Source organism: Pontibacter ruber, assembly GCF_023630205.1.
Taxonomy (GTDB): domain Bacteria; phylum Bacteroidota; class Bacteroidia; order Cytophagales; family Hymenobacteraceae; genus Pontibacter; species Pontibacter ruber.
On sequence record NZ_JALPRR010000003.1, the window covers coordinates 1,023,708 to 1,036,347 of the forward strand.

Annotated in this window: 11 protein-coding genes; 9 read left to right on the forward strand and 2 right to left on the reverse strand. The window is 50.6% G+C overall.

Going from position 1 to position 12,640, the window contains the following annotated elements:
* Positions 1 to 113: 113 nt before the first annotated feature.
* From MJ611_RS16185 to MJ611_RS16200, 4 genes are all read left to right on the forward strand, one after another.
* Positions 114 to 3,578, forward strand: coding sequence for an acetate and sugar kinases/Hsc70/actin family protein (locus tag MJ611_RS16185; RefSeq protein ID WP_250431218.1), 3,465 nt, complete (start codon positions 114 to 116; stop codon positions 3,576 to 3,578).
* Between the two features lie 177 nt (positions 3,579 to 3,755).
* Positions 3,756 to 4,637 carry a hypothetical protein gene (locus MJ611_RS16190; protein WP_250431220.1) on the forward strand — a complete coding sequence of 294 codons (882 nt, stop codon included), beginning with the start codon at positions 3,756 to 3,758 and terminating at the stop codon, positions 4,635 to 4,637.
* Between the two features lie 117 nt (positions 4,638 to 4,754).
* Positions 4,755 to 6,512, forward strand: a complete 1,758-nt coding sequence (locus MJ611_RS16195) for a hypothetical protein (protein WP_250431222.1) — start codon at positions 4,755 to 4,757, stop codon at positions 6,510 to 6,512.
* Positions 6,513 to 6,521: 9 nt separating this feature from the next.
* Entirely contained in the window at positions 6,522 to 7,169 is a 648-nt protein-coding gene (locus MJ611_RS16200; protein WP_250431224.1) for an OmpA family protein, read from the forward strand.
* 113 nt (positions 7,170 to 7,282) lie between these two features.
* On the opposite strand, the gene MJ611_RS16205 is transcribed toward MJ611_RS16200, so the two are convergent.
* On the reverse strand, positions 7,283 to 7,873 hold the full coding sequence (locus MJ611_RS16205; RefSeq protein WP_250431226.1) for a CDP-alcohol phosphatidyltransferase family protein: 591 nt from the start codon (positions 7,871 to 7,873) through the stop codon (positions 7,283 to 7,285).
* The gene (locus MJ611_RS16210; protein WP_250431228.1) at positions 7,866 to 8,726 is read right to left on the reverse strand and encodes a phosphatidate cytidylyltransferase; all 861 of its coding nucleotides are present in this window, start codon (positions 8,724 to 8,726) and stop codon (positions 7,866 to 7,868) included. The genes MJ611_RS16205 and MJ611_RS16210 overlap by 8 nt, the downstream gene beginning before the upstream one ends.
* A gap of 288 nt (positions 8,727 to 9,014) precedes the next feature.
* Between MJ611_RS16210 and MJ611_RS16215 the strand changes: the two genes are divergently transcribed.
* From MJ611_RS16215 to MJ611_RS16235, 5 genes are all read left to right on the forward strand, one after another.
* Positions 9,015 to 9,647, forward strand: a complete 633-nt coding sequence (locus MJ611_RS16215; protein ID WP_250431230.1) for a phosphoribosyltransferase — start codon at positions 9,015 to 9,017, stop codon at positions 9,645 to 9,647.
* Between the two features lie 358 nt (positions 9,648 to 10,005).
* Positions 10,006 to 10,443 (forward strand): hypothetical protein, encoded by a 438-nt coding sequence (locus tag MJ611_RS16220; RefSeq protein ID WP_250431232.1) that lies wholly within the window; start codon positions 10,006 to 10,008, stop codon positions 10,441 to 10,443.
* Positions 10,444 to 10,451: 8 nt separating this feature from the next.
* Entirely contained in the window at positions 10,452 to 11,534 is a 1,083-nt protein-coding gene (locus MJ611_RS16225; RefSeq protein ID WP_250431233.1) for a toxic anion resistance protein, read from the forward strand.
* A 2-nt stretch (positions 11,535 to 11,536) separates the two neighbouring features.
* On the forward strand, positions 11,537 to 11,716 hold the full coding sequence (locus tag MJ611_RS16230) for a hypothetical protein (RefSeq protein WP_250431235.1): 180 nt from the start codon (positions 11,537 to 11,539) through the stop codon (positions 11,714 to 11,716).
* Positions 11,716 to 12,612, forward strand: coding sequence for a hypothetical protein (locus MJ611_RS16235; protein ID WP_250431237.1), 897 nt, complete (start codon positions 11,716 to 11,718; stop codon positions 12,610 to 12,612). Before MJ611_RS16230 ends, MJ611_RS16235 begins: the two co-directional genes overlap by 1 nt.
* The last annotated feature ends 28 nt before the right edge of the window (positions 12,613 to 12,640 follow it).

A 12,640-nucleotide genomic window follows, 5' to 3' on the forward strand; every position in this document is an offset into this window, starting at 1 on the left:
TTGCGGCCTCTGGCCGCTGTATACTTAAGGGCCAGAGGCCCCGCTATAGTTAGTCACGAGCGAGGACGCTCGCGCCATACTTGGTAAATAATACTAAAACAAACTAAACGAACATGCCGAAAGTACTTCGTCTACATAAAACCGGATCTAACGTGGAAGGCTGGGCAAAGACCAGCCAGATCACCAGCACCGAGATTAAAGATATAACCGATGGTGCCGGTGGAAGAGCCTTGAAGATCAACGCCTCCATACCTACGCCGTTTGCCCGCATGCACCTGTTCGAAACCGCTTTCGATTTTGTAAAGCGCGGCGTGGCAGGCAATAACACCAATACCATATACCATAAGTTCGTCACGCACTTCTGGGATCTGTGGGAGCTGCTCTACAACCACCAGAGCTATGCGCAGGCCGGCAACAAGATCGTCATCCGCCGCTGGAACAAGCACCAGCAACTGGGTGCCATGCATTCGAATCCAAACACAAGTTTGCTGGGCCGCACGCTGGAGCTGTTCATGAATGACAGCCGCTTCCAGGGGGTGGAAGATATTTTCCTGATCTTCTTCGAATCAACTTCGCCACGTGGTGACAGACACATGCAGCTGATTGGAGGTACTTCGCCGCTGACTTTCCTGTTTGTGGCGCCGAACGTGCAGCCGCTGGGTATGAATCGTGCCCAGAACATTGGTACCTACTTCGACCACAACTATGTGTCGCTGGAAGACCGTGAGCCGGATTTCAGGGAGTATGTGCACAAGCTGTTCGTTTCGAACCCTGCCATGATCCAGGCGTTCCCGGCAGTGTATAATGCACTGGACGAGAACCTGCTGCGCAAAATCAACATGGCCGGTAACGTAGGGCAGAATGCCATCGCTTCGGAGTACCTGCAACTGGTAGATTACCAGCAGAACCCGGTGCATGTGGGTCATATCAACTTCCTGGTAAAGAAAGACCAGACCGCCGTTACGAGCAGCGACCTGTTCATCCGCCCAACCCACACTGGTTTTGCCGGCGAATGCCCAATTGTGCTGAAGCCGGATCTGCGCCTGGCGCCAAATATCAAGTATGTAAACAACCTGGCCTGGCCAACTAATACGGTAGTAGGTTACTCCGATGAAAAACCGCTGGAGAATCGCTCGCTGCCAGGGGTTGGCTTCAACTATCCATACCTGACCATCAACGACCTGCTGCAGGAAACGCTGGTGCAGGTGCCGTACGAAGTAAACACCGACCGTTTCTACAGCGGTACCGTGGTATACCAGCCGGGTGTAACGGAGAAATCCTTTAACTACCTGCTGCCGGTTACCAGTTTATACTTCCAGTTCTTTAACCCGGAAGACCTGGCTAACCACCTGACCTTCCACATCGACGTGAACCACGTACGCGTAACGCTGCGTGTGCCAACTGAAAGAGGGGATGTAGTGTATGAGCGCAGCTACTACGACAATCCGCTGAACTCGAAAGACGCACACGGCAACGTAATCCCGGAGAAAGGCCACATCCTGAAATCCAGAATTGGTTTGGGTGTGTTCCCGTTCTACAAATTCACCGACGCGGTACAGTACAACGACTTCTACAAAGTCATGCTGGTGGATGAAGACATCGATCCGCTGCTGGTGAACAAGAACCACTCGCTCAGCTTCTTTGTAGGAGGCAAGCAACTGGAAGCAGGCGGCGGTATTACATCAGCTGTTGCGCACCGCAGAACCAAGAAAAGCAACAGCAGCGCCGGCAGCACTTATTATGAGGTACGCGGCACCCACTTCGATTATGCTGAGTTCACTCACGCCGGTGTAGACTTTACCGGTAAGGCGCTCATCGTGCCGAAGTTCCAGGAAATGCAGCAGGGTATCCATAACTTTACCTTTGCCATCGACTTTGGTACCTCGAACACGCACATCGCTTTTACTTCCGGCGCTAACCAGCCTCCGCGCGAGTTCTCCATTACGGCCAACGATCAGCAATTGGTTATGCTGAACAAGCCTTCCGATGATCCGTCGCTGACAGATTACCAGCGTTTCCACAAACGTGGCTTCGGCCGTCTGTTTGCCGTAGAGACCTTGCTTAAGCGTGAGTTTATTCCTTTGATCATCGGTTCCGGTGGATCTTTGTATAACTTCCCGACACGTACGGCAACCTGCGAGTCGCTGGATTTTGAGAACCAGATCACCAACCTGTTTGGTAACATCAACATCGGTTTCTCGATCAATACAGAAGGTACGCACCAGGATCAGTATAAGCAGACCTACCACACCGACCTGAAATGGAGCGAGACGCTGACCAACACCGGTAAACGTCGTATCGAAGCGTTCTTTACCGAGATAATGCTGCTTATCAAGAACAAGGTGGTACTGAACCATGGCAACGTGGCCAGCACTAAGATCGTGTGGTTTGCGCCGCTGAGCTTTGATGAATACTCACGCAACATGTTCCAGAACGTGTGGGATACCGTGTATAACAACGTGTTCAAGAATGGCAGAACAACCGTGTGCATTACCGAGTCTGTAGCGCCGTTCTACTTCCTGTCCAGAACCGGTGCGGTGGTGCCGAGCCAGGACGAGAACCTGATCAATGTGGATATAGGTGGTGGTACGACCGACGTGCTGCTGTTCACAAACCGCAGACCTTCGCATAGCTCCTCGTTCCGTTTTGCCGGCAACGACCTGTGGGGCGATGGCTTTGCTACGGTAAAGACCCAGAAAGACAACGGTCTGCTGCAGTATGGGGTAGATCATGTGCTGCGCATTCCCCTGACCGAAGAAGGACGTGAGTACCGCAAGTTCCTGGAAACTGCGCTGGATAACCCCGACTTCAATTCTGCCGATATCAGCGCTTTGCTGTTCAGCTATGACAAGGAGCTGAACTATAGTTCACAGCTATTGCAGGCCCGTCAGTTACGTTTGATGTTCTATCTGCACTTCGGATCCTTGATGTACCACCTGGCACAACTGGTGCAGCAACTGGACGTGAAGGTGCCGCGCTATATTTCGTTCAGTGGTCGCGGAAGTTTGTACATCAAGCTGCTGAGCGCCGGCAATAACCTGTCGAACGTGGAGCGCTACGCCAAAGCCATCTTCCATAAGGTGACAGGGCAGGAACCTCCAGCTAACTTCAAGCTGGTGCTGGTAGACAATCCTAAGCAGGTAACAGCCAACGGCGGTGCTATGGCACTGGAAGGAACCGACCTGAACGACCTGACCAACATCCCGATTATGCGTCCAACTGGCTCGGCTAACATTGCAGACGCGCTGACGCCGGTAACCAAAACGCAGATCACGGGCCAACTTCGCCAGGAAGTGATGGACAACGTGATGAACTGCCTTACAATGCTGCTCGACGATCCGGATATTTCGCCGCTGATGCGCTCGATGGGTGTGGAAGTAGACCCAAGACGTGTGCTCGAATTCATGCGCGCTAACCTGCAGGATAGCTACACCATGGTACTGGAAGACACTGTACGTGGCCTGACAGACCGTGAGCCGCTGCACGAGACCATGTTCTTCATGCCGCTGAAGCAGTCGCTATACTTGCTGTCGAAAGAGCTGTACAAACAGCAGGCACAGGTAACGGCTATTTCCTAAAGTTAAGTTAGTTCACTGAAAGGAAATTTGTCATCTCGACCTTCGGGAGAGATCTGGAGAAACAAGTATAATTCAGATTTCTCCCGAAGGTCGGAGTGACAAAACAAGAGCCTGCCGGATAGGTATGAGAGCTGGCAACACACCACAAGTATAATTTAGAACAGACAACATTGATACATGGACTACATTGCAATCATTATAAGTATCATCGCGCTGGCAGGAGCAGGTTTTGCTTTTCTCAGGGCTAACAGCACCCACCATATTTTATCAAAAAGGATAGAATCGCTGAAAGATAAGAACGCTTACCTGGAGGAAAGGCTCCGCAGGGTGGAAGGCAAAGCTGGCAGAAGCAACAGACCAGCAGAAGAACCAAGTGAGCCTAGTCGAAGAAACCAGCCCCGCCAGGAGCAGCACGAGCAACGCCAGAAGCAACGGGACAGACAGCAGTCTCAGCAGCAGGAGCGCCGCCAACAGCAGGAAAGGCAACCTCAACAACAACAGGAAAGACCACAGCAACAGCAGGACTCTTTTCAGCCGGTACAGCCCAGAAGAAAGAAAGAAAACAGAAGACGCAACGAACCAACTATGGAAACAAACAAGTATGAGCAGATAGGAGACGAGCAGCCAGTACCTTCCAGACCATTAAACCTGGAGATAGCAGGAGGCGATCTTTTAGATGAACTGGAACAGGCTGCCAGCCATACACAAACAGCCCCTGTGCAGGCCGAGGAACCTATGCAGGGTGGCAAAAAGTATGCGATTATTCCGGAAGACGGCGTGATTCGCCAGTACCAGTTGCAGCAGCAACCCGATTCGGACAGCTACATCGAGGTGGATGTGCCGGCCGATGGCAGCAACATGACGCATTACCGTTTTAACCTTTCCGGCAACCATGCTTTTGTAATTTCGCAGGGCATTGACAGGCTGGAAAATGCTTTTGACTTTGAAAAGCCATCCAACCGCATGGTGAGCCGCGTAGTGCTGCAGGGCGACGGTATTCTTTCCAGGGTAAACAATGGCTGGAGAATCCAGGAAAAAGCTAGAATAGATTTCAGATAACAACATCTGCTCTTTGAAGAAAAGAGCACATACATGATGTAAATCCGGGGCCATTGGCTCCGGATCACGTTTATTAATGGTGGTTGAACCTCCCGCGCTACAGAACACAACATTCACATGGAAGGCATATTTATTTTAGAGGCGCTCATTGTACTGGCTATACTTGGCTACCAGCTGTATGTGTACAGGGGGAACAGGGATAAGATCAGAGCCATTGAAAACCTGTTTCCATCCGAGTCTCAGTTATCTATCCGGGAACATGTACTGGACAACACAAATGCAGCACCTGCTGAAGGATCAAGTATAGAGAAACAGCGGACTGCTTTGCTGGCCGGGAAACCGTTTCGGGAGTATACGCCTTCCAATCCGGTGGTAAAACGAATTATATCGAGCCAGGATGGTGTGCTGCAGATCGAGGCAAAAGGCGGTCCGGTACCTGTTTATACCATTGCTACCGATAAGTTCGAAAAGCTGCTCTCAGGAGGTAACATTTTCCTGGTAGAAGGCGACCCGGAAGCGCTCGTAAGCACCGCAGCCACAGGCGGAAGAGGCAACGGCACTATCGACGTGATCGAGGTGCAGAATCCGTCGGAAACATTCGGTAAAATTCTGCGGAGTACCAACGAATACCTGAAGCGCAACAAAGGTGCCGCCGCCGACTTTGACATTCTGAAAGATGTGGCAGAGCGCCATTCGGAGGCGCTTGATTCGGAAGTGCAGTCTACCGTGGCCACACCGCTTTATGTGGGTTTGCTAGGTACTTTTTCCGGTGTGATCATCGGTCTTTCCAGTTTGATCTGGTCGGGCATGCGTGCGCCGGATGAAGCGGCCGGAACTTCGTTTATTACGGAGAATAATATCCCATCTTTCCTGTTCGGTGTAATGATCGCGATGGCAGGTAGCTTCTTTGGCTTGCTCACCACGCTGCTCGGCAACCATCACCTCAAAAACGCCCGCAGCACCCGCGACAAGTATAAAAACGAGTATTATACGTTCCTGCAGACGCACCTGCTGCCCAAGCTTAACTCCGACATGGCCGCCAGCCTGGGCAACCTTAAATCGGTGCTCGATTCCTTCAACAAAGATTTCCTGGACAAGGTCTTGGGCTTTCGCCCGATCGTCGATTCCCTTTCTGATAATATCCGCACACAAAAAGAATTTATTCAGAAGCTCGACGAAATAGGTTTTACGCAGATGGCCAATGCCAACCTGCAGGTGTTTGATAAGCTGAAAGAAAGCGAGCAGCTGTTCCAGAATTTTATGAACTACCAGGTGGCGCTGAACGAATCGGTCCAGAAAGGTGGGGAACTGACGCACAACATCGAGCAGGTACTGAGCCGACTTATTGGCTTACAGGAAGGCTTTGACCAGGTGCCAGGTTACCTGCAGAAACACGACGAGTCGATACAGCGGCAGGTGGACTTTTTTGGTCGTCACCAGCAGGACATGGATAACATTGCGGCCCGAATTGAGCAGTATTTCGACAAAGCGGCCCTGCGCCTGACCGACCTGATGGAAGCACGCCTGCAGCACCAGGAACGCGACGCCCAGAATGCCTACGAGAAATGGCAGGAGCATTTCCGCCGCCTGAACGAAGACAACGTGTACCAGCGCATACTCGATTACATGCAACCTTTCGAAAACCTGAACCAGCAGCAGGAAAACCTAAACACCAACCAACAGCAACTGGCGGGGGAGATACGGCAAACCAACGAGCGCCTGCTGCAAAAACTCGAAGCCGATACTGTGGTGCAACAGCAGCTACTGAACCAGCTGCAGACCATGAACGCGTTAATGATGAAAAGTATGGAGCCAGGGCCGTTGAAAGCAGCTTTCCAGCGCATGTTTGGCGGTGGCGGACAAATCAGAAGATAGAGAATAAATATGAGCAAGGAAAGCAGAGACTTCTTCTGGCCCAGTTACGTTGATTTGATGACGGTGCTCTTTCTGGTAATGCTGGTGCTTTTTATCCTGAGCTTTAAAATGTTTCAGGACAAGGATACCGAGAACCGGGAAAACATAGCGCGGCTGCAGGTGGAGGTGCGCGAGAAACGCAAGCTTGATGAGATAAAAGCGGCCCTTTCGCGGCTGGATGAGAAGTATTTTCAGTATAACCAGAAGTATAAACGCCACGAACTGCTGGTAGATGTGCTGTTTGAACAGAGCAGTGCCGTAATACCGGATCGTGCGCGGGCCCCTTTACGCCGCGCCGGTTTCAACCTTAGCCAGGTCATCAATTCCATCAAAGACAAAGACGTTAAATACCTGATCGTGATCGATGGTCGCGCCGCCAGCTTTCCGAAAGGTGATCCGCGTAACATCACGCAGCGTGAGTATGCCTTGCAGCTGAGCTACCAACGGGCGCTGGCGCTGATGAAATTCTGGCAAAGTTCCGGCATCTATTTCCCCAAAGACAGGGTAGAGCTCGTAGCAGCCGGAAGCGGTTTTGAAGGAGCGGGTCGTACCGGCGACATCCGCGACAGACGCTTCGTTATTCAGATCCTGCCTAAGGTGGGTACCCTTGGCGATTAATGCTATAATTTATACTTGAGTTGTTCCTACGCGATAAGGTAGCAAGGAACCAGAAAACGGAACAATCTCAATATAGGATTCAAGTAAAAAACTAAGCTACAAAGCACATCAACTTATACTTTGCTATGCTTTTTTCTTTTGCATTGCAACACCCAGTACAGGCCCTTCACGTCAGCTTTCCACTCAGGCAGTACAAGTACCAGCATCATCTCTTCCAGCAACTCCATACTTATAACCAGTGCTGTCAGGTAAAATAAAGTATAAACCGGCTGCGGAACCAGAAAGATCAAGACCAGAAAGGCAGCCACCAAAACGCTGGCAATTTTGGCAAGGTACGTATGAAAACTGCTGATACGGCGGTAGCGAAGGAGCGCCATGATCGTCTGCCCTGCATACAAGGCAATCACAAAAGCAATGATGGGCGCGTTATCCTGAATAAAACCGGTCCGGAAAACAAACAAGCCTGCCACAGCTGCTACCAAGGTTAACTGGTCGGCAACAGAATCGAGTTTAGAGCCTAGAATACTTACCGCATTATACCTGCGGGCAAGGTAACCATCAATGGCATCTGTAAAAAAACTCAGGGGTAGCAGCCATTTAAAAACATCCAGATTTTTGTTCAGGAGCAGGTATGATAAAATAAAAGCTGCCAGTAGCCGGTAAAACGTAATGCCGTTGATTAAATAAAATGTCCACCTATTCATTTAGCGTCAGGATCAGGTAAAGGAACACAAAAGGCGCTGAGCCCAGCAGCGAATCGAAACGATCGAGGATGCCGCCGTGCCCGGGCAGTATGGTACCGGAATCCTTGATGGCCAGGCTCCGCTTCATCATCGATTTGAACAGGTCGCCATAGGTGCCAAACACAACGACAAGTATAGCAATGGATAACCAGTGTGTCAGGGTATGTATGTGGAAGAGTTGCGCATTCAGGAAAGCAACCAACAGAGCACAGCACGCACCACCGGCGCTCCCTTCCCAGCTTTTATGCGGTGAGATCCGCTCGAACAACTTATGCCTTCCCAGCCACCTGCCAAACAGGTAAGCACCACTGTCGCTGGCCCAAAGCAAAAAGAAGTACCCAAGTATAAACGAGCGCTGGTAAGCATTGGCAGGCCAAGGCAGAAAAGCTGTACCAAGAAAGAAGGAGAGAGGAATAGAGACGAAAAGTATACCCAGAAACGTATAAGCTAAGTTCTCGAATGGCTTCTCGGATGTAAGGTAAAGTTCCTGCACAAAGACCAGGAATACCAGCGGCACAGTCAACAGCAGCAAACGAACAGGCAGGTTAAAGAGAAACACCAGTGCTAGTACAAGTATAGAAATGGAGGCTACTACCAAACCGGCAACCTTGCGCGGGGTAACGCCAGCAGCCTGAAAGAGCCGGTAAAACTCCAGCAGGCCCAGCAGGTTCAGCAGCAGTACCAGCAACACAAACGTGTAGGCACCCGCCCCTACACAGCCGGAGATTATGGCTATCAGCACCGCTCCGGTTAGGGTGCGCTGGGCTAAATTGCTCTTGCCCGTTTCCGGTTTTTGAAGAAGCTGATCTGCCACAATCGTATTTTATCACTTGATATACATTGTCAAATATCTCTGAGAGATAGATAATCTTCCCGCCCGTCTACAACAAGTTTTCGTCACTTCTACAAGTATAAAGTTTGATCTTGCCTGAAAGAATTTGGGCGCAACCTACTTACTGACTAAGTTTTCTAACGTAGAAATTCAAGAAGGAGTAGCATAATTATTTGACCAAGTATAATATTAACAGCAACACGTATGCTGGAGATAAGGCATTGGATCAAACGACCACAAGTATATTGTCACTTCTAAAACTTGCAGCGTATGTTCAGGGACCGGAAAGATGCAGCCTTGCAATTAGCCAAAGCACTCGAAAAGTATAAAGGAACAGGTGCCATTGTGCTGGGTATTCCGCGAGGTGGCGCCGAGACGGCTTATTATGTAGCCAAACATCTGGATGCGGAGCTCTCATTGCTGGTATCCCGCAAACTGGGCCACCCCATGAACCCGGAGTATGCCATCGGAGCCATCGCCGAAGACGGCAGCATTTACATCAACAAAGGGGCAGAAGCCGGAATTTCGCAGGAAGCCATAGATGAAATAGTAGCGCAGCAGAAAAAGGAGATCGAACGCAGGATCAACATTCTTCGGAAAGGGGAGCCACTGCCGGAGCTTAAAAGTAAAACCGTCCTGATCGTGGATGATGGCATTGCTACGGGCTCAACCGTTTTTGCTGCTATCACTATGTGTAGGCACAAAGGCGCCGGCAAAATAGTGGTTGCCGCACCGGTTTCGGGCAAAGACAAGTTAAAGCAGTTGCAGCACGTTGCCGACGAGGTTGTAATACTGGAGATGCCTGATTTCTACCACGGTGTATCGCAGGTATACGAGATCTTTTACAACCTCTCCGATGAGGAAGCACTGGAGTTTATGGAGAAATTTAAAAAGGAGCAGTAACAGGAGGTACGCACACTTTCCGGAGACCCTGGCAATTTCTGCAGCTCTGGTTTATACTTACTCCTACTGCTTTTTCTGGTACAGCTATGGCTTAAGCACAGGCAGCCTGCCTGCGCGACCTGCAACATACTTTTACCGCACGTATACCTTAGCTGCTGTGGCCTGGTTATCCGGCCAAAGGGCATACTTCCGCGTATACGCTTTAAAAAGCTGCGCACGTAGAAAATTTGTGGAAAAATACACCATTTGTTGGGGCTAATCACTATTTTTAATAGCTTTAGATAACCTGATCAGAACCAGATTTGCTCGCTTGTAGTTACATGTATACATACCCAGGCTTAAACTATTTGATTTACCTATGTTGATTTTTTGGGCATCCGTACTTGCAGCATTTTTAGGCTATGTTTATGGTTATTACATCCGGCCAAATCAGCGGCTGCGCCAGGCGCTGAACGATGCCAGGCAGAAATGCATTGCCGTGCTGGAAGAAGGAAACAAAGGCGTGTATCGCACCATTGTTACGGATAATAATAAATCGTCGGAGCTGGTGGTGGAGGTAAAAGAACTTGCTGTTACCAAAAACGGGCAGGTGAAGGTGCAATACCTCAGCGCCTTTTACAAGAACCCCGATTTCAGAACCAAGAAAGGCGAAGCGTTGCTGAAGGAGGTGCATGGGCTGCTGGGCGAATACCTGCCCCTCAGCGAGATCGAGTGGTACGAAACGACCGAGCAGCACGAAAACATCCGGAAGTACCTCAACTCATTACAAGTCACACAAACCAACCTACATAGCTAAAGAGCACAATGGAAAAAACTAACCTGACGATTGCCGAAAACAAGGAGCAGATCCAGCAAAAGGCACTGGCCATATCGAAAACCATTGACCCGGCCAAGCCCGAAACACTGAGCAGCTTTGGGGTAGAGACGCAGCGCAAACTGGGTTATTACTCCAACGAGCTTTTAACGAAGGTACGGGCCAAAGATTCCGGTGACGCCGGTACGGCCATTAACGAGCTGCTGCACCAGATCAACATGGTTAAGATTGACGAGACGGAGAAGCCGGGCATCTTTTCCCGTTTGCCTTTCGTGAAGAAATTTGCCGACAAGTCGAAGAAGCTGGCCAGCCAGTACAACACCATTTCAGAGAATGTAGACAGCGTGGTGGTGAAGCTGGAAAAGACCCGTCAAAGCGTAATGAAAGATACCACCAGCCTGGAGGTGATGTTCAACCAGGCAGTAGAATACATCCACGAGATCCGGGCGGTGATTGCAGCCGGCAAGCTGAAGATTGAAGAGATTGAAAACGAGATTATCCCGCAGCTGCAGACAGAGGTGGAGGCGAGCGGACAGGATGAACTGGCCGTGCAGCGCCTGAGCGATATGATCGCCTTCAAGGATCGCCTGGAAAAGAAGGTGCACGATTTCACGCTCTCCCACACCATTGCCACGCAGGCCATGCCGCAGATCCGCATGATCCAGACTACGAACGACGTGCTGGCTCAGAAGATCCAGAACTCCATCGACACCGTGATTCCGGTGTGGCGCCAGCAGGTAGCCATTGCCCTTGGGCTTGAGAAACAGCGCAAAGCCCTCGAAATACAGAAAAAAGTAACCGATACCACTAACGAAATGCTGCGCAAGAACTCCGAACTGCTGAAAGGCAATGTGGTGATAGCAGCCCAGGAAAACGAACGTGGCATTGTGGACGTGGAAACGCTTAAAAAAGTGAACCGCGATATGGTGGAAACACTCGATGCCGTGATCAAGATCTCGGAAGAAGGCAGCAAAAAACGCGCAGAAGCCGTGAAAGAGCTGGCAGCCGTCCAGGAAGAGCTCAACAGCAAGATCATCGGTACGTTCGGCAAATCAAAACAGATTGAGGCATAAGCATGGCAGGAGGAGAGAAGAAGACAGTGCAGCCACAACAGGCCATCCTGAACGAGGAGCAGGAAGCGCTGCTGGACCTGTACCTGCAGCAACTGGACCGGTATACAGAAGAGCTGAAATCTTCTGAGAAGATTCAGGTAGAGATCGAGATGGTGCACCTGCGGAAAATGATTTCGAAATAATGGGGTGGTTGCGATCCTTCTTCGGCCTGAGCGATTCCTCTGAAAACAGAACGGTGGTAGGCAATGCTGTGAATACGGATGCTGCAGATGCGCACTATATCCGCGACTCCAATGCCAGGCTGCATGCGCTGCAGAACCTGTGTAACAGGTATGCGGGTACGCCCCACGCAGCCAAGCTGCAGCAGGTGTTCGAAAAGTCAAAGTATATCCACCGCTACCTTCTCTCCAAGAAACGGGCACAGGCGCTGGAGCTGTTTCATCTGCAGCACACGGACCATTTCATCACTGCCTTTACGGTGATCCTGGATGTGCACCAGCAACACCTGGCACATGCCCACGAGCCTGTGCGGGAGCAGCCAAGAGCAACACAGGCACAACCTAAAGCACAGCCAAGCACCGTGGGTACCGATGCGCCTTTTGAAGCAAAGGTGGAGAGCATGCTGAAAAAGATCGAGTCTGAAACGATAAAAGGCATTTACACGGCCCATAAAGTAACGGAGATGGTGAAGCGGGTGGCAGGGCAGGCGCCTTTTGTGCAATCCGATGTGCTCCGGCCTCCCATGCCGGCGGTTACGGTTCCCATTGTTGCCATCGATACCTACTCCAAGATCTCTTATGTGCGGCAGAAAGCAGCCGGTTTTACGATGTCCGGTGAGATCAGTTTCACCTCGCCACCTCAAGACATTGAAGCGTTTTTATCGCACCTTTCTGCACGCCTAGGCATTGATAAAAGTACGCTGTCGTATCATGGGAATGCCTTGCTGGTGATACCCGACGGCAAAGGTCCCAGTCCGGAAAAATGTGTTCCCATCATACACTGGCAGGGCTGCGCCTATGCCATCAACCTGAACGATTATCGCCTGTTCCCGGTCCGGACATATAAAAGAAGCCTCTGATTTTTCAGAGGCTTCTTCGTTAAAATTA

What these genes read in the sequence shown, in the direction of transcription:
- MJ611_RS16185 (WP_250431218.1), top strand. Translation starts at nt 114, where the DNA reads ATGCCGAAAGTACTTCGTCTACATAAAACCGGATCTAACGTGGAAGGC.
- MJ611_RS16190 (WP_250431220.1), top strand. Translation starts at nt 3,756, where the DNA reads ATGGACTACATTGCAATCATTATAAGTATCATCGCGCTGGCAGGAGCA.
- MJ611_RS16195 (WP_250431222.1), top strand. Translation starts at nt 4,755, where the DNA reads ATGGAAGGCATATTTATTTTAGAGGCGCTCATTGTACTGGCTATACTT.
- MJ611_RS16200 (WP_250431224.1), top strand. Translation starts at nt 6,522, where the DNA reads ATGAGCAAGGAAAGCAGAGACTTCTTCTGGCCCAGTTACGTTGATTTG.
- MJ611_RS16205 (WP_250431226.1), bottom strand. Translation starts at nt 7,873, where the DNA reads ATGAATAGGTGGACATTTTATTTAATCAACGGCATTACGTTTTACCGG.
- MJ611_RS16215 (WP_250431230.1), top strand. Translation starts at nt 9,015, where the DNA reads ATGTTCAGGGACCGGAAAGATGCAGCCTTGCAATTAGCCAAAGCACTC.
- MJ611_RS16220 (WP_250431232.1), top strand. Translation starts at nt 10,006, where the DNA reads ATGTTGATTTTTTGGGCATCCGTACTTGCAGCATTTTTAGGCTATGTT.
- MJ611_RS16225 (WP_250431233.1), top strand. Translation starts at nt 10,452, where the DNA reads ATGGAAAAAACTAACCTGACGATTGCCGAAAACAAGGAGCAGATCCAG.
- MJ611_RS16230 (WP_250431235.1), top strand. Translation starts at nt 11,537, where the DNA reads ATGGCAGGAGGAGAGAAGAAGACAGTGCAGCCACAACAGGCCATCCTG.
- MJ611_RS16235 (WP_250431237.1), top strand. Translation starts at nt 11,716, where the DNA reads ATGGGGTGGTTGCGATCCTTCTTCGGCCTGAGCGATTCCTCTGAAAAC.